The sequence below is a fragment of the Pseudomonas sp. 14P5.3.2 genome (assembly GCF_057799175.1).
On the sequence record NZ_JBYOKU010000012.1, the window covers coordinates 1 to 16,645 of the forward strand.

Annotated in this window: 14 protein-coding genes; 7 read left to right on the forward strand and 7 right to left on the reverse strand. The window is 56.4% G+C overall.

The genetic code is table 11. From position 1 onward, the window contains the following. The 6 genes from AC27VU_RS12050 to AC27VU_RS12075 form a co-directional block, all read left to right on the forward strand. On the forward strand, window positions 1–690 hold a 690-nt coding region (locus AC27VU_RS12050), incomplete at its 5' end, for a DUF4123 domain-containing protein (protein ID WP_488724139.1). Beyond that, window positions 690–5,375 carry an RHS repeat-associated core domain-containing protein gene (locus tag AC27VU_RS12055; protein ID WP_488724140.1) on the forward strand — a complete coding sequence of 1,562 codons (4,686 nt, stop codon included), beginning with the start codon at window positions 690–692 and terminating at the stop codon, window positions 5,373–5,375. The genes AC27VU_RS12050 and AC27VU_RS12055, both read left to right, overlap by 1 nt. Continuing rightward, entirely contained in the window at window positions 5,372–5,716 is a 345-nt protein-coding gene (locus tag AC27VU_RS12060; protein WP_146188728.1) for a hypothetical protein, read from the forward strand. Before AC27VU_RS12055 ends, AC27VU_RS12060 begins: the two co-directional genes overlap by 4 nt. Window positions 5,717–5,950: 234 nt before the next feature. Next, window positions 5,951–6,241: a hypothetical protein gene (locus AC27VU_RS12065; RefSeq protein ID WP_262143039.1), complete on the forward strand. Its 291-nt coding sequence runs from the start codon at window positions 5,951–5,953 to the stop codon at window positions 6,239–6,241. A gap of 170 nt (window positions 6,242–6,411) precedes the next feature. Then, entirely contained in the window at window positions 6,412–6,759 is a 348-nt protein-coding gene (locus AC27VU_RS12070) for a hypothetical protein (protein WP_488724141.1), read from the forward strand. Window positions 6,760–7,000: 241 nt separating this feature from the next. Continuing rightward, entirely contained in the window at window positions 7,001–8,026 is a 1,026-nt protein-coding gene (locus AC27VU_RS12075) for a hypothetical protein (protein WP_262143038.1), read from the forward strand. Between the two features lie 47 nt (window positions 8,027–8,073). Here AC27VU_RS12075 and AC27VU_RS12080 read toward each other — a convergent pair whose 3' ends face one another. Further along, complete coding sequence (locus tag AC27VU_RS12080) at window positions 8,074–9,048, reverse strand: tetratricopeptide repeat protein (RefSeq protein ID WP_262143037.1); 975 nt, start codon at window positions 9,046–9,048, stop codon at window positions 8,074–8,076. A 50-nt stretch (window positions 9,049–9,098) separates the two neighbouring features. Next, a complete protein-coding gene (locus AC27VU_RS12085) occupies window positions 9,099–9,917 on the reverse strand; it encodes a VanW family protein (RefSeq protein ID WP_488724142.1) in 819 nt (272 codons plus the stop codon). Window positions 9,918–10,132: 215 nt separating this feature from the next. On the opposite strand from AC27VU_RS12085, the gene AC27VU_RS12090 reads away from it, so the two are divergent. Next, window positions 10,133–10,939 (forward strand): glycosyltransferase family 2 protein, encoded by an 807-nt coding sequence (locus AC27VU_RS12090; protein ID WP_488724143.1) that lies wholly within the window; start codon window positions 10,133–10,135, stop codon window positions 10,937–10,939. Between the two features lie 328 nt (window positions 10,940–11,267). On the opposite strand, the gene AC27VU_RS12095 is transcribed toward AC27VU_RS12090, so the two are convergent. The 5 genes from AC27VU_RS12095 to AC27VU_RS12115 all read right to left on the reverse strand — a co-directional run bounded on the left by AC27VU_RS12095 (window position 11,268) and on the right by AC27VU_RS12115 (window position 16,543). Continuing rightward, window positions 11,268–11,852: a hypothetical protein gene (locus AC27VU_RS12095; RefSeq protein WP_488724144.1), complete on the reverse strand. Its 585-nt coding sequence runs from the start codon at window positions 11,850–11,852 to the stop codon at window positions 11,268–11,270. Between the two features lie 116 nt (window positions 11,853–11,968). Next, window positions 11,969–12,211, reverse strand: coding sequence for a hypothetical protein (locus AC27VU_RS12100; RefSeq protein WP_103483573.1), 243 nt, complete (start codon window positions 12,209–12,211; stop codon window positions 11,969–11,971). 150 nt (window positions 12,212–12,361) lie between these two features. Next, a complete protein-coding gene (locus tag AC27VU_RS12105; RefSeq protein ID WP_488724145.1) occupies window positions 12,362–13,432 on the reverse strand; it encodes a lipocalin-like domain-containing protein in 1,071 nt (356 codons plus the stop codon). Continuing rightward, window positions 13,422–15,893 carry an ABC transporter permease gene (locus AC27VU_RS12110; protein ID WP_488724146.1) on the reverse strand — a complete coding sequence of 824 codons (2,472 nt, stop codon included), beginning with the start codon at window positions 15,891–15,893 and terminating at the stop codon, window positions 13,422–13,424. The genes AC27VU_RS12105 and AC27VU_RS12110 overlap by 11 nt, the downstream gene beginning before the upstream one ends. Continuing rightward, complete coding sequence (locus AC27VU_RS12115) at window positions 15,890–16,543, reverse strand: ABC transporter ATP-binding protein (RefSeq protein WP_003226276.1); 654 nt, start codon at window positions 16,541–16,543, stop codon at window positions 15,890–15,892. Before AC27VU_RS12115 ends, AC27VU_RS12110 begins: the two co-directional genes overlap by 4 nt. Window positions 16,544–16,645: the final 102 nt, after the last annotated feature.

Here is a 16,645-nt window from a genome sequence, read left to right on the forward strand (position 1 = left end):
CTGCAAACTGGCGAGCGCCTGTACCTGATCATCAGCGCAGCGAGCGATGCCGACGCGCTGAAAACCCTGTACCTGACCGAACCCACCGCCCAGCTCCTGCCAATCTGGGGCGGCACGCCCTACTCCACTTGGCAACCAGTGATGCCCTACGTCACCGAACTCAAACCGAACTCGGCATTCCTGCCGTGGATCGCCGAAACCGACGCTCTCGACTGGGGGTGGATGGCGGTCTCACGCGCCGAACCGAACGAGGTGTTCGAACACCTGCGCAGCCTGACACAGGTGAAGATGCCGGACGGGACCGAGGTGTTTTTCCGCTTCTGGGATGGGCGGCATATCTACCCGATTCTAAAGGGGCTTGGGGAGAAGGCTGGGGAAGTACTGCCGGTGTTTGAGCGGTATTTGATTAATGGGCAGACGCTGGAGGTTGGGACACGGGTTTTGCCGAAGGTGAAGGATTGGCCGTGGTGGGAGGTGCCGAAAGAGTTGCTGGATGGCTTAGCCAAAGAGAACCCGACGACACTGATCAGCAACCTGATGCAGTGGCTGGAAGAAGATCGCCCGGACATTTACAACGCTTGGCCTGAGCACAACCTGAAGCTGAAAGTCAGCCGTTTCGTGCGCCGCCCGGATGCGCCGAAAAACCTTAAAGAAGCACTGTTAAACCACCTGATTCTGGAGCAAGGCTGATGGATCGCGTTGCCTTTGTTGACAACCAACTGAACACCTTCAAGGACAGTCTGAAGCTGTATCAGGAACAAACCAAAACCTGGTACGCAAGGGCCGCCGACAAGGCCAGTCGAGCCGCAGACCTGCCCTCCCTGCTAGGCATGGAGCGTGTGATCAAGGTTGGCGACACCAGTAAATCGGTGAGCATGACCGACGGTGATTTCTCCTCGAACGTGGCTCAGTGTCCTCTCAAAGGTCCATTGCTGATCGAAAGTAAATTCGAATCGGTCTACGACATCCCGATTGGCGAGATCGAAGTCGAGATCGTCGCGGTGGAAGGTGGTGCGGTCAGCAAAGTCAAACTCGACGCTCAAGGCAAGGCTGAGTGGACCGGAGGTATTCCCGGCAAGTTCTATCAGATCCGCGTTCACAACGAAGTGACACCGGCGCAGATCGACGCCCTCTTCAGCTCCTACAGCGGCGTGACCGCTGATCTGGAAGGTTTCCTGCGTAGAGAGTGGGCCGGGTTCAAGCCGCAATGGTCGAACCTGTCAGCTTCGGGCACCGCGATGGCCATCGGCAATGGCATTCTTGAAGGTGGCTGGGAGGCCATCAAGGGTGTGTGGGATGGCATCAGTCTAGTGCTCGATATCCTGCAAGACCCGAAGAAATTTGCTAAGGATCTTGGGGCTGGTGCTGATGAGCTGATCAAGGTCGCCAAAAGCTCGCCAGATGTCATGAAAAAGGCCATGTTGCTAGCCAGTGACGAAGCCGCACTGTTCCTGCTGGTGCGCAGTGCAGTGATCTGGCTGGCCGGTTTGCCACCCATGAAGATGGCAGGCGACGTGGCGAAAATGACCACAGCGATCGTCGTCGGCATCGCGATCGACATCGTGATTGGTGTGGTACTGACCATCGCAGCCGAAGGCACCGGGATCATCTATCTCGCTGCCCGACTGAAGAAGTACGGTGAGTTGGTTCTCAACGCCGTCATCGGTTTCGTGAAGTCGTTGTTCAAGATCATCAACGGCTTTATGGAATACGTCGCGAAGTACACAGCGGTTGCGGCGCGGGGTGTGACGGCCAAGGTGAGGAATGGTATTTCAGAGTTGCGTTTTGACGGGAAGAAAAACGCCAAACTCGCGGATGGCAAAATAGCCGACGATGCCTCCAAACAGGCAAAAACGCCCGCCGACAAAAGCGCGGAACCGGCAGCCGACACTTGCACCAACGGATGCCCGGTTTCCATGGTTACCGGCGAAGAGCTGTTGACACTGACTGACGGCCAGCTTGACGGTCTGCTGCCGTTTGAATGGACCCGTCTCTACCGAACCAGTGCAGTGGAAATCGATTGTGGTCTGGGTTATGGCTGGAGCCATGCGCTGGCGCATCGCCTCGAGATCAATGGCGGCGAAGTCATCTGGACCGACCACGAAAACCGTTCGACCCCCTTCCCCCTCCCAAGCGAACAACGTCCGGCAATTACCAACAGCCTCTCGAAGGCCGCAATATTTCTTGGAGACGATCCGTCAGAACTGGTTCTGGCGCAGGCGGGCAAACGCCCATCGTTCTACCACTTCCGCTTCAACAGCAAAGGCACAACTCTGATTGCCATCAGCGACAGCTATGGCAATCGGCTGCACGTCACGCGCGATATTCACGGTCGAATCAAGCGCCTCGATAATGGTGCCGGTCGCGCCCTGCTGCTGCGCTACGACCGCAAACACATTATCGCTGTGGACTATCAACAGTTCCTGCCGGCGGACAACCTGGAAGATGCCTGGAACACCGTTCAAACGCTGGTGACATACAGCTATGACGCACAGCACCGTCTGATCGAAGCGAAGAACGCGGCCGGCGAAGCCGAGCGCTATCGCTACAACGAACAGCACGTGATTCTGGAGCGCCAACTGGCGGGCGGCGCAGCCTTCTATTGGGAGTGGGAGAACGAAGGCAAACTGTCTCGCTGCATCCGTCACTGGGCCAATTTCTCGCAGATGGAAGCGCACTACGCCTGGGACGATAAAGGCAGCGTAACGGTAACCAACGCCGACGGCAGCGAAGAGGTCTACACCCACGACGACCAGGCACGGCTGATCAGCAAGGTCGACCCGGACGGCGCCGAACACCTCAAGGCCTATAACGACAAAGGCCAGTTAATCGCGGAAAAGGATCCGTTGGGTGCCGTCACCGAATACCGGTACGACGACAACGGACTGATGACTGCCGTTATCCCGCCGGAAGACGAAGCCACCACGTATGAATACATCAATGGTTTCGTCAGCGATGTTCATCGCGGCAAAGCCAGTTGGAAGTACCAACGCAACCGTCAGGGCGACATCACCCAGCAAATCGACCCGGACGGCAATGCCACGCTATACAGCTACGACGCCCAAGGTCGCCTGCTGGAGATCCGCCACCCCGACGGCAGCCGCCATCAACTCGGCTGGAACAACCTCGGCCAGTTACTGGAAGAGCGCCTGCCGGACGGCGGTCAACGCAAGTATCGCTACGACGCACTGGGTCGGCAAATCACCCGCCAGGAAGAATCCGGCGCCATCACCCAATACCAATGGGATGCGGCCAACCGCCTTGCACAAGTCACGCTGCCGGGCGGTGCAACACGTGCCTTCACCTACAACGCCTATGGCAACGTCACCGCCGAACGCGACGAACTCGGCCGCATCACTCGCTACGAATACGCCGACAACCTTCACCTGGTCAGCCGCCGCATCAATCCGGATGGCAGCCAACTGCGCTACCGCTACGACAACTCGCGTCTGTTGCTCACCGACATCGAAAACGAGCGCGGCGAGCATTATCAACTCGATTACTACTCGAACGGCCTGGTCCAACAGGAATCCGGCTTCGACGGTCGTCGCACGGCCTACGAATACGACCTCAACGGCCAGTTGCTGAAGAAAACCGAGTTCGGTGATGACGGCAGCGAACTCGTTACCGAATACCAACGCGATGCCGCTGGCCGTTTGCTAGTCAAAACCCTGCCCGACGGCGAAGAAATTCACTACAGCTACGACTCCCTCGGTCGCCTCGTAAACGTTGACGACGGCCACTGGCCGCTCGCCTACAAGTACGACCTGCAAGACCGCCTCATCGAGGAACACCAAGGCTGGGGCACCCTGCGCTACGAGTACGACAGCGTTGGCCAGCTTAGCCACTGCCGCCTCCCGGATGGCAGCAAACTCGACTACCGCCACCTGTCCGGCGGACGCCTGAGCAGCATCGACCTCAACGGCTCACGTCTGACCGCTCACCAGTTCAGCGCCGGTCGCGAACAACAGCGTCAACAAGGCCTGCTGCTCAGCCAATACCAGTACGACGAACAAGGCCGACTGCAAGCACACACCGTCGGCCAGCGTGATAAAAACCTGTTCCAGCGTCGCTACAACTACGACGTCAACGGCAACCTCGCCGGCATTGATGACAGCCGCAAGGGCAATCGCAGCTACCATTACGACCCGCTCGATCGGCTCATCAGCGTACGCGGCACGACACCGGAAAGCTTCGCCCACGACCCGGCGGGTAACCTGCTCGGTCAGAACAACGAAGGCACGGCCAACCTCGCCAACGTCAAAGGCAACCGTCTGCTGATGCAGGGCGACCGTCATTACGACTACGACGCCTATGGCAACCTGATCCGCGAACGTCGCGGCACCGGCCAGAAACTCGTCACTGAATACCGCTACGACTGCCAGCACCGCCTGATCGGCGTCAGCCTGCCGGGCGGCAGCACCGCGTCGTACAAATACGACGCTTTCGGCCGCCGTATCGAGAAGACCGTCGATGGCCAGACCACCGAGTTTCTGTGGCAAGGCGAACGCCTGATCGCTGAAAGCGCCGAAAACCGCTACCGCAGCTACATCTATGAGCCCGGTAGCTTCCGTCCACTGGCGATGCTCGATGGCGAAGGCCCGCGCAAAGCCACGCCGTTTTACTACCAACTCGATCATCTGGGCACACCGCAGGAACTCACCGACTACAGTGGCGAGATCATGTGGTCCGCGAAATACCGCGCCTACGGTAACCTCGCTGCTTTGGACGTCAGCGAGATTGATAACCCGCTGCGCTTCCAGGGTCAGTATTTCGATGCAGAGACGGGCCTACACTACAACCGGCACCGCTACTACAATCCGAGCACTGGGCGGTTTTTGACGCCGGATCCGATCAAGCTTGCAGGCGGTTTGAATAGCTACCAGTACGTGCCTAACCCGACAGGTTGGGTGGATCCATTGGGGTTAAATAGCACTAATTGCCCCAAGAAGGTTGATACAAGCGACTATCAAACACGTAAAGACCTAAGAACAGATGTTTATGATGCAAAGCGCCCAGAAGGTAGGCATGCCACAAAGCACACAAATGCGCAATCGGCAGAACAAGCGAAATCGCTCAGCCTAGGTCAAGGGAGTCGTGACGGAAAACCAGAAGCCTCTTATTTACCGGATATCGCGAATAACGTCAGCGGTTTTGAGAAGCAGGCGGCTTATTCAGCGGTACGCGATGGGAATGTATTTGATCATGGGGGTTCAAGATATATGTTTTATAGATCGGAAACCCCCGTTGGATACAACAATGGCGAACTAACAAACTGGGTTAGGATTGAACTTTCCAAAGCTGGCGAACCTGTCATACACAGTTTCCCGGCCTCACCCGATCAAGTTAAAAAATACATGGGCAATGTAAAATGAGACCAAAACTCAAATATGAACTTCAACCAATTCGAGTGCCAAGCGGTTGGACAGTAACAATCAACAACCTTTTTGAAGTTGAATTAACGCCAGAAACTAGCGACTGGTTCACTTGTTCAGTACTATTGGGCGGAGTGCGTCGAAGTAGCGGGCACTGCTTCGATTCTAGAGTAGAACCAGAGGGCGACCCCAACGGAGAGTTTGTAATTGATTTCCTGAAAATCGATTATGACCAAAAAGGAAAACCAGTTAAAAACTCCGAAGTTTTTCTTGGTGAGTTCAGAACCAAAAGCAAAATTGAATTCATTAAAAAAATAGAATCATTCATGATCGAATCGTGAGATACAGACATTTAAAACCCAGCACTCACCAATACAGCCAAAGCAAATAAAGCAAGAGGGAAAATTTATTTTTCACACCTTACAAAAGACACTGAAAATAAATCCACTCCCTTTTTTTAAAATGCCCTTCTGCTATCCAACCTGAATGGGTAAAGACCTGTAGATACGGCACAACAGATCTTACGACCAAAGGAAATGTGACGCTTTAAACCCCACATTTAATCGGTGGAAATAATGTTAGAAACCAACAAAAAAATAGTACTTAACGGAGAAGATGCTCTCGAAGTCCTTGCAGATATCGAGTTCATATTAATTTCACTGCACAAGATGGGCAGCTATTACTCTGACAAACCAATCGAAGACTACCAAAAAGCCACCACTGACTTCATTGATAACGAAGGAGTCACCCAACGCCTTGCCAGAGTAAGAAAAATTATAAGCAAGAATTTTGATTCGACACTAGGGGATGATGATATGGATGACATTGAGCGCCACATGGAAGGGATTAAATTTTTGAAACCTTAAATAAATTTTCAAACACATAATTCTCAGCAGATTTTTATAGATATAATCCGCAGCGGAGTCCCCATACGCTTATATCTATAATGACAGCGATCAAGGAGACAGATTATTTTCCACAGCACCCATAGATATTGAAAAACAAATCTGTCACAGCTTTAGTCAAAGTATGAAAAATGAAACTTGAACCCAGCCTCGACATACTACCTTCACTGTTATTTCCTATTGACGTAAACAGCGAACAAGATGACACCACAGCAACATTTATAGCGAATATAGACACAAGCAGTGAAAATGAACTAGTCAAACTATTTGACACACTCATTGAGCCAGAATTCAAATGCCGTATAGCGAGTGAACAGCAGTGGTATATCGACACACTCACTTTTTATCTAAATAAAAATGAAAAATTTAACCGAGTACTCTCGGATATCACCACATATCTTGCTGAGGAACCAGCTGATAAGCGCCAATTCATGTCGATTCTTCTAAACTGCCTAAAAAAATACAAAGAAAAAAATTGACGAAAAAACTGGGAGTATTGTTATAAATGGCGTTCGCCCAATTTTCCAAAAACGCCTATACAAATAATGCTGCTGAATGGTGCAACATGCACTCTAGCGACCAAAGGGGACAAGACCAAAGGAATAGATTTATTTTCCGGCTTGCACCTTTTCCTAGCCCAGTTTTTTCAGAAAATAAATCCGTGCCCTTTTTCCCACCGACATTACAGCAATGGGATCACACACTCAAAGGACTGTCCCCTTGAAATACCTGACTCGCCCTCTAACCCTTCTTCTCGCCCTAACCTTCTCACTCAGCGCCACCGCATTATCCCTTCGCTCCGAACAACGCCCAGACGGAACGACGGCCCTGCTACTCACCAATGACCCAGCCCCGGACAGAGCGCCAAAGCTCAACAAGGACCCAGCCATTCGTTCGGCGCTAGTTGATTTCTTTGGCTACCAAACAGGTAGCTACACCAACGACAAAACAATGATCGTGCAACAAGTTCTGGAAGCGCTCGATTCAGAAATGTCGATGTTTGAACAGGGTGTGCCTGCCGGCAGAAAAATGATCACCGCCATGGATGATGGCAACAACGGGTTCGACCGTGGGGCTTTGTTACTGGATGACAAGGGTCAACTGATCGCTGTCGGCTTGGTGAATGGTCATTGCACGGTGAAGTCTCGTGACGAGGCTTTGACCTGTAATGATGCGCCGGACACGGTGCTGACGATCTTCCAGCCGCAAGGCGCGAAAAAAGCTGACGCAGAACCCTTGATTGGCTGGAGCAAGCAGTTGCCACCGCTGTTGGCCATGTGGGCGGAAAGCGATAATCCGGAGCGACGGGCGGCCGCGCAGAAAATTGCGACCATTGAATACGCTGCCACTAACCCGAACCAGGGTTCCTGGACGGCGGCTCAGTTACCCTCCGATTTCCCTAAAGCAATGCTGGCGATGCTGCCGCAACGGGCGCATCTGATCGGTGCGGGTGCTCACGGCGTATTCACCACGCCGGGGATGGAGGGTTCTCCGATTGAGGGTGATTGGGACAAGATTGCCGGACGTCCTCAACATGAGTTTGAGGTCATTCTTCGTACCTTTACCGAATATGCAGATGTCATCGATTTCTATCAGCAGCATGCGAAGGACGCCGAAATCAGCGGCAACCAACAAAAAGCGCTGGTCGAGGGTTACGTCGATGGCGGTACTTACAAAATCGAAATAAGCAATAGAGAAGACGAAGGAACGGTCATCACGCTCTCAGCCTGGAATCAAGAAGTCTGATTCATTCAGTCAGAAGGAGGCGATTTTAATCGCCTCCTTCTTGTATCTCAGAGCTTTTCCAGTTCTTCCTTGGCTCCAGGCGCATAACGACCCACTGCCTTGAGCATCCAGAACTCTGCTTTGGATCGGCTCTTGGGCAGTCCGCCCCGCCCTTGTGCATACATCTTGCCTAATGCCAACTGAGCGTTGCCAAAGTCTGCGTCCGCTGACTGGCGGTAAAGTTTCGCAGCTTCGCGTTCATTGCGTTCAGTTCCACGCCCCTGCTCCAGCATCTGTGCCAATTCATATTGCGAGTACTTGTTACCTTGCAAAGCCGATTTGCGATACCACGCGACAGCGAGCTTTTCATCCTTTTCCACACCGCGCCCGGTGGCCAGCATTTCGGCATAATTGTTTTGACCAGATGCGTCCCCTGCCTCAGCGGCCTTAAGAAACCACCTTGCCGCGGTTACATCGCTCTGTGGAACTTCGTCACCCTCTTCGTAGATGTGAGCCAGTAACATATAGGCCATGACATAACCTCCCTCCGCCGACTGGTTGTAGTACGCCAACGCTTTGTCCATATCCTTGAGATTTTTGATTGATCGGCCGCCGCGATGGTAGATCTGCGCCAGACTGAACTGTGCTTTGGCGTTACCCTGCTCCGCCGCTTTCAGATCCCAATAAACACCTGCATCTTCACCCTCAACACTTCGATCCCAACTTAGTTCCTCAGCAAGTCCGACTTGCGCCTCGGCATTTCCTTGCTCTGCTGCCTTGCGAAACCACTCTTCCGGCATGCCAGGCGACCACTGCTCTACCACCCCGCAAAGGTTCTCCTGAATGGCTTTGCCAAACTGCGTCTGCGCTTCGAGATCACCTGCAACCGCTTGCTCATGCAGATGTTCCGAATTCGGTGTGCACTTCCCTGCCTTCATCCCGTCGTAGAGCTCACGTGGTTCTTGTGCCCATGTATTACATGCGATGAACATAGAAAAGAGGGCAGTACCCACTGCACCAATAGTTTTGAAACTGTTGCTCATTTGTTACTTCCTTGTCGCTTAAAAAATCCAAGAAAAACCGGCGGAAAACACTAGGTCGCTTCAATCATCTGATCTGCAACCTCATACTTAACCACCACCCGATTTCGATACAACCTCACCCTCTCCACCAATTCCCCCACCTGCCCCTTCTCCCGCACCTCCCGCCAGATCTCATTCTCCCGATACACCCGCTCCCCCTCCCGCACAAACCGGTGCTTTTCCTGAAACACGTGATACCGATACGCCCGCGCCTGATCGCACAACAACTCCCCCTCCAACTGTGTGTCCCCCACGTTCAACTTCAACTGAAAACTCCGATCCGTCGGGTTGTGCAGTACCAGGTCAACGTAGTTGTAGAAAATCGCCGCGCCGGAACCGAATGGCAGTACTCGCCCCTCGTCCGGGAATGGGTCGAAGCTGTGGTTGGAGCGTTCAACGACTATCAGCGGTGAGTGGATCGCCATCCAGTGGATCAGGTTACTCAGTTGGCAGATTCCTCCGCCGATACCGCGTCGCGCTTCGCCGAAGGACAGTTCCATGCCTTCGACGTAGCCGCGTTTGCGGGTTGGGCGGCCGACGAGGCGGCAGAAGGAGAAGTGTTCGCCGGGGGCGATGATGAGGCCGTCGATGGCGGCGACGGCGAGTTTCAGGTTGATGACTTTGTTGTGTTGCAGGGCGAGGTCGGAGTCGCCGAGTTTGCGGATGAGTTTCGAGGTGTGTTTGAGGTAGCGGAATGGCAGGCGATCAGCGCCGGCAACCAGGCGTGCGTAGCGTTTGCTGGAGCAGTGCCAGGCGATCTGGCGGAACAGTCTTTTTTGCCACACGCGCAGCCAATACAGGGCCGGGTGGTAGAGGGAAAGTGGTTTCATCCGTGAGGCGACGGCAGGTGCCGCTTCTTCCTTGAAGCATCTGAGGGGCGCGCAGTTTAGCCTGTGGGACGGCTTGCGTCGTGCGCGAGATGTCATGCCTCGAAACACCTCGCCTCACCTCCTGAACGGCAAATTAAGCTTCAACTAAGCTTGCGTCGCTAGCATCCCGGCCCGAGAGACACCTGTCGCCGATCAACCGCGGATGAGCTTCCCGAATGAGCCAGTTTGATTTACCAGCCGTTACGCAGCCGAATTTCAGTCTTGTATTGGTAAATTACAAAACCCCGGACATCACCCGGATGTGCCTGGAGTTGTTGCGTCAGCACGTTCAGGCGCAGCGCATTCCGGTTTGGGTGGTGGACAATGATTCGGCGGATGCCAGTCTGGATTATTTGCGTTCGCTGGACTGGATCAATCTGATCGAACGTCCCTCCCCCGGCAAAGAAGCGGGACATATTGCGCATGGCAAGGCGCTGGATCTGGCGCTGGAAAAAGTTGAAACCGACTATCTGTTTCTGCTGCACACCGACACCTTTGTCTACGACAAGGAAGTCTTTGCAATGATGCTGCGTGAGTGCATAAAGTCTGCGGACGTCGCCGCAGTCGGGTGTGTCGAACAAATCAATCGTGGGATTGTGAGAGACACCTGGCGGTTAACTTCGCGATTTTGCAAACACTATATTCGCCGAGCGAAAACTGCGTTGGGTTTGCGCAGTAAAGAGCCGAAACCTTATCGGGAAACTCACCTCAAGAGTTTCTGCACTTTGTGGAACGCCAAGTTGATGAAGTCTCGCGGACTGCACTTTTGCATGGATGACCGGGTGCCCGGTTATACCCTGCAGGATCGAATGACAGCGTTGGGCTACGGCATCAATCTGTTGGCGCCGCGCAAGATTTTCCGCTATCTGGATCACATCCAGGCAGGAACCGTCGCAGCCGCTGGAACCTACGGCAAAAACCACCGCCGCACCAAGATGTATGAAGCCACCCTCAAACGCTTTGAGGGGCAGGCATCGGCATAATCGCGAACACAAAAAAGGGCGACTTGAAAGTCGCCCTTTTTTATCTGAAATTGTATACATCCGCTCCGAGGAGGTGTTCGCCCAGTGTAATGGCCTGGCAATCCATGCACCGGTAAAGAGCCCTGACACTGGGCGAACGGGAAGGATTTTAATAGAAGTTGGCGGATATGTCGTCATACATAAAGGTAAATTTTATGTACGAAAAAGTTAATAGATATTTATCGACGAAATCCTTTCACGAAACTTTCAAAGCACGGCTCAACTCCTTTTAGATGATTGTTCTCATACAATAATCTGTACAAGAACAACCATCTTGTAGAGTTAATGCTCAGCTTTCATGCTGACTGGTCACTTTTAATACATCGGTATAAGTGACAACTACGCTCTGCCCGACTTTCAGATCTTTCAGCTTGGCTTGAATTTCAGGCTTTTTAACGTCGAGGACTTTCGACTGGCCCGCCGGATTTTCCAGCGTCACCTGATTTTGCTTCAAATCAATTTTGGTGATTTTCAATTGCACCTGAATCTGCCGGTAGGCTTCGCCGCCCGGGTTTTCAGTGCCTGGAGCGTTGCGCAGCTCGCCGCTACGCTCGACCGTGCCAGGCAGACCTTTATCCACATCGGTATCGAGGTAGGCCGCCACGGAACGCTGCACTTCGACTTTTACCAGATCACCGACCTTGAGGTTGGCGAGGTTTTCCGCCTTGTCGCTGAGCTGAACATGGACTTGACGACCTTCCGCGCCTTCCAGCACGACCTGGTGGTTGGCCGCATCGACGGCCAGCACTTTGGTCGTGACTTGATCGGCCTCGACAGTGGCAGACAGCGGAATATCGGCCGCCATTGCGCCGAAGCTGGTGGCGGACAGAACGGTTGCGAGGGTGATGGCCTTGGCCAGAGCGTGGAGCTTCATAAGCGGTACTTTCCCTGTAATGAATGGCAGCACCCGGCGCCGACAAGTGGTTGACGGCGGATGTGCCACTGAGCATAGACGCTGTTCAGGGCTTGGCTGTTGTTTGTGACGGTTCGTCAGGCTTCGGGGTCATCCAGTTCATTGGCGACGTTCACGGCTGGCGAATTCTTATGCAGGTCATCGGCCTTGGCGCGCAGGATCTGCCACTGCTCCAGATCGATCGCGCCCTGGGCGAGCAGGTCGTCGGCGATGTGTTGCAGGTCGAGGTAGTGAGCGTCGGGGGATTGCTGCCAGTAGGTCTGATCGTCGAACAGGCGCTGCCACGTGGTGAGGTCGGGGGGTTGCAGGTCGTCGCTCATGGGAGGAGTCCTCGCCGGGGCCTCGAAATGGGCCGGGATTGATCGGTAGAGGATGGTAGACGGGGCGGAGTTCCGGGCAATTGCTCTGCGGGTGACTGTACCGGCGCCTTCGCGGGCAAGCCCGCTCCCACAGGGGTTTGTGTACGAAACTCAGTACCCGGTCATCTCCAGATAGCCGCGCCCGCCATGGCTGCCGTTGATCCGCACCGGCCCTTCCCAGTAAGGGATGCGCAGGTTCATCCAGGCATTGGGATTGAGTGCGTCGAGGCTGATGTCGAGGTGTTTGTCCGGTATGCTGATCGACCAGCGCACCGGCATCTTGCGTCCGGCGACTTTGGCGGTGTCCTGCGCGGTCAGTTTGATCTGCTCGCCGTGCAGGGTTTCGGTCTGCCCGTCGGCGCTGATCCAGGTGCCGGTCAGATAGGGCGCACCATCGGTTTGCCGGGTGCGAAACAGCATCAGCGATTCACCGCTGTCCAGGTGCAGGGAAAACCAGTCCCAGCCGGTCTGATTGGCTGCCAGCGGCTGACTACTCCACTCACGATCCAGCCACGCCGGGCCGCTGACGGTGTAGGTCTGGCCGTCGATTTGCAGGGTGCCGTTGGCCTGAAAAAACGGCTGACTGTAGTAGTACGAGGCCTGGCCCTGTTCGGATTTGCGGCTGAAACCGTTGTCACCTTGCAACACCAGCGGACGACTGGAGGTGAGGTGCAGTTGATAGCTGAAATCTTTATCTCGGGCACTGAGTTGCAGATCCGTCAGCGGATCCTGCGTCTGACTGGCGAAGCGCCAATCATCGATCCACGCCTCGAACGGCGCGACGTTCACCCCGGCCTGCCCCACTCCGCCTCGGGCATAGCGCTCGGCGGCATGATGCGCGGTGGCTGAAGTCACTGCGGCGTGCCCGAGCCAGATCGTCTGGTTGGCCCAGCCCGATTGTTGCGCCACCGGTTTCAAGGCGCTGCGAAACAACGTCCATTGCACGCCGAAATCGTGGCCCTGCTGATCCTTGAGATTGGCGGTAACGTACCACCATTCGATGCGAAAACCTTCGTGCGCGCCGTGATCCGCCGGGAAGCTGAATACCCGCCCCGGCACCACCGGTGTGAACTGCGCGGCCTGATCGCCGAGCCCGGCAAAACCCTTCTGCGCAGGCACAGGCTGATCGCAACCGCCCAATAGCAACAGCGCGAACAGCAGCGCAACCAGGTTAATCCTCATGGGCAAACGTCCTCAACAGATCCGCCGGTTGCGTGCGGTACAACGAATACAGCGGCCACGCCGAGGCCAATAGCGTCGCCAGCAACGCCAGCCCGAGCAACTGCAGCAGTTGCAGCGGAAAGATCCGCAACGGCAAGCGCCAGCCGAACGCCTGCACGTTGATCACCGCATCCAGACACCACGCCAGCGCGATCCCCAACGGCAACGCCAGCACCAGCGTCAGCACCGCCAGCAGCCAGGTCTGGCCGAGGTTAAGCAGCATCAACTGACGGCGCGTCACACCCAGCGCCCACAGCGGCGCCAGTTGCCCGAGGCGGCTCTGGCTCTGGGTCAGCAAGCTGATGAACAGCGCCACACCGGCCACCGCCAGGGTCAGGCTGTTCAGTGCGGCGGTGGCGGCGAAAGTGCGCTCGAATACTTGCACCGACCAACCCTTGAGCCGCGCCTGATCGACGATGCGGCTGTCATCGAGTTGAAAGCGCGTTTGCAGTGCGCGCAAAAACGGCGGGATGTCGGGCGGCGCGATGCGCAAGTTGAAACGGTTCGGCGTCAGTGACGGCCATAACCGCAGCAAATGATTGCTGTTGACCAGCAGGTGGCCCTTGGGATTGCCGTAGTCGGCGTAGATCCCGACGATTCGCGGTGACCACGCACCGCCCGGTGTCGGCAGGCTCAGGTGATCCCCTGCGCGAACCTTCAGGCGTCGCGCCAGTTGTTCGCTGAGCATCACCGCATCGTCCGTCGCCAGATGCGCCCACGGATCGCCGGCAATCGCCTCGAGCAACGGCCAGTGTTGGCGATAATAGGGATGATCGATCACCCCGAATACATCCGTCGGCCACCCCTGCAGGGTCACCGCCACTTGCCAGTTGGGCAGCACCGCGCTGACGCTCGGCTGTTGTTTGAGCCAGGCGTACATTTCGCGGGACTGCGCCGGATTGACCGGGTTGAGGTATAGCTCGGCACTGAGACGTTGTTCGAGCCAGTCGTCGAAGGTCTGGCGAAAACCGGCGGTCATGCTGCCAGCACCGATGTTTGCCGACAGCGCCAGCAGCAACGCCATCAGCGCCAGACTGAGTGCCGGCAGTTGCTGGCGGCAATCGGCGAGAAACCACTGACCGAGCACCGAGCGACTACGCCCGAGCAAAGGAGTAAGCACTGCGCTGAGCACCACCGGCAACGCCAGCGCAGCGCCGAGCAGCAACCCGGCCATCAACACAAAACCACTGCTCAGACTGTCGCCCCAGACCAGCGCCAGCAGCGCGATCAGTCCCAGCACCGCCGCCAGCCAACCCTGACGGCGCAACCAGCGCGCATGTTGCTGATGCCAGGCCTGCGGATCCGCCACCGCCAACAGCGGCAAGCGTGCCGCACGCAGCAGACTGTTGGCACCGGCCAGCAACGCGCCGAACAGGCTCAAACCAATACCGCTGAACCACCACCACGGGCTCAGGCGCAGCTGGCCCGCCACTTCCGCGCCGTACAGACCGCGCAGACTGGCGGCGACATCCGGCAGCAACGCGCTCGCCAGCCAGTATCCGCTGATGACCCCGAACACCCCGCCAACCAACGCCAGCACACCGAGTTCGACGATCAGACAGCCGATCAACATCCGCGCACTGACCCCGCAGGCGCGCAACGTGCGCAGCAGACCACGACGCTGTTCCAGCGCCAGACCGATGGCCGCGTGCACGATGAACAGCCCGACCAGAAACGAGAGAAAGCCCAAGGCATCGAGGTTGAGGTGAAAACTCTCGGTCAGGCGCGAAAGATTGTTTTCCTCGGCGCTGCTTTTAAGCTGCAACCGACCAATGAACGCGGCCGGCAGTTCGGCATGAAAATCCTTGGGCAATAACAGGCGTGACAGTTGCCCGGGCTGTTCGAGCAGGGTTTGCGCGACACCGATGTCCACCAGCAGCACGCCCGGCGCCATGTCCTTTTGTGCGTGCAGCGGCGGCAGGGTCTGACCGTTGGCGGTTTGCGGCGTGGCGCCTTCGCTGAGGTTCAAGGCCTGTAAAGTTTCCGGGGAAATCCACGTGCTGCCCGGCGGTGAGAAGAACTCGACGATGCGCTCGATCGGCATCGCCTGCCCGGCCACCGCAGCGTCCGTCGGCAGCGACACCGGTTCGATGCCCATCAGTTGCAGCCGCTGATCCGGGTGATCCTTGAGCATCAGCCGGCCTTGCAGCAGCGGCGAGACTGGCCAGCCCGCGCGGCGTAGATCAATGAACCACTGCTGGGTAAACGTCGCCCCACTGGGCGCAACAAGACTGGCCTGCGGTTCGCCTCCAATCATCTGACTGGCCCGGGCGTAACTGTCGCGGGCCTGACTGTTCAGCGCTTCGACCCCGGTCAACAGACTTGTAGCCAGCCACAACCCGGTCAGCACACTGAAAAACTGCACCGGGTGCCGCCGCCAATGACTGAGCAGCGCGCGCAGGGTTTGCCAGAAAACGTTCACGTCAGATGGCCGTTGGACAACACCACGCGCCGCGCCAGGCGTGCCGCCACGCGTGGGCTGTGCGTGACCATCAGCAGCGTGGTCGGCGTGTCATCAAGCAGCTCCAGCAACAGACGCAGCACTTCATCACTGGTGGCTTCGTCGAGACTGCCGGTGGGTTCGTCGGCGAGCAGCAATTTTGGCCGTGATGCCAAGGCCCGGGCCAGCGCAACCCGCTGCTGCTGGCCGCCCGACAACTGCTCGGGATAACGCGTGAGCAAATCGCCCAGACCCAGACGCTGCACCAGATGCGCCTGCCAGCGCGGCTCATGCCGTCCGGCCAGACGCGCCTGAAACGCCAGATTGTCCTCGACCCGCAGACTGCCGATCAGGTTGAACTGCTGGAACACCAGGCCGATTTCAGTGCGCCGCCAGTCGGCCAGTTGCGCCTCGTTCATCTGCTCCAGCCGATGCTCGCCGCTGTGGATGCTGCCGCGATCGACCTTGTCGAGGCCGGCGATCAGGTGCAGCAAGGTGCTTTTGCCGCTGCCGGATTCGCCCATCAGCGCCAGACTGCTGCCGGGTTCGAGCGTCAGGTCGACGCCTTGCAGCACCGGGAGCGGGCCTTGGGGGGTGAGGTAACTTTTGAAGACGCCTTGAACCTGAAGCATGCCGCCATCCGTTGGGTCAGTGTGGGGCAAGGATAGCGGATAGCGACCTGATTGGATCAGAGGTGTTCGTACTGGCCTCATCGCTGGCAAGCCAGCTCCCAC

Bases quoted from the DNA above. Each gene is read 5' to 3' on its own strand.
- AC27VU_RS12065 (WP_262143039.1), top strand. From the start codon at position 5,951: ATGTTAGAAACCAACAAAAAAATAGTACTTAACGGAGAAGATGCTCTC.
- AC27VU_RS12080 (WP_262143037.1), bottom strand. From the start codon at position 9,048: ATGAGCAACAGTTTCAAAACTATTGGTGCAGTGGGTACTGCCCTCTTT.
- AC27VU_RS12105 (WP_488724145.1), bottom strand. From the start codon at position 13,432: ATGAGGATTAACCTGGTTGCGCTGCTGTTCGCGCTGTTGCTATTGGGC.
- AC27VU_RS12095 (WP_488724144.1), bottom strand. From the start codon at position 11,852: ATGAAGCTCCACGCTCTGGCCAAGGCCATCACCCTCGCAACCGTTCTG.
- AC27VU_RS12070 (WP_488724141.1), top strand. From the start codon at position 6,412: ATGAAACTTGAACCCAGCCTCGACATACTACCTTCACTGTTATTTCCT.
- AC27VU_RS12060 (WP_146188728.1), top strand. From the start codon at position 5,372: ATGAGACCAAAACTCAAATATGAACTTCAACCAATTCGAGTGCCAAGC.
- AC27VU_RS12090 (WP_488724143.1), top strand. From the start codon at position 10,133: ATGAGCCAGTTTGATTTACCAGCCGTTACGCAGCCGAATTTCAGTCTT.
- AC27VU_RS12055 (WP_488724140.1), top strand. From the start codon at position 690: ATGGATCGCGTTGCCTTTGTTGACAACCAACTGAACACCTTCAAGGAC.
- AC27VU_RS12115 (WP_003226276.1), bottom strand. From the start codon at position 16,543: ATGCTTCAGGTTCAAGGCGTCTTCAAAAGTTACCTCACCCCCCAAGGC.
- AC27VU_RS12100 (WP_103483573.1), bottom strand. From the start codon at position 12,211: ATGAGCGACGACCTGCAACCCCCCGACCTCACCACGTGGCAGCGCCTG.
- AC27VU_RS12085 (WP_488724142.1), bottom strand. From the start codon at position 9,917: ATGAAACCACTTTCCCTCTACCACCCGGCCCTGTATTGGCTGCGCGTG.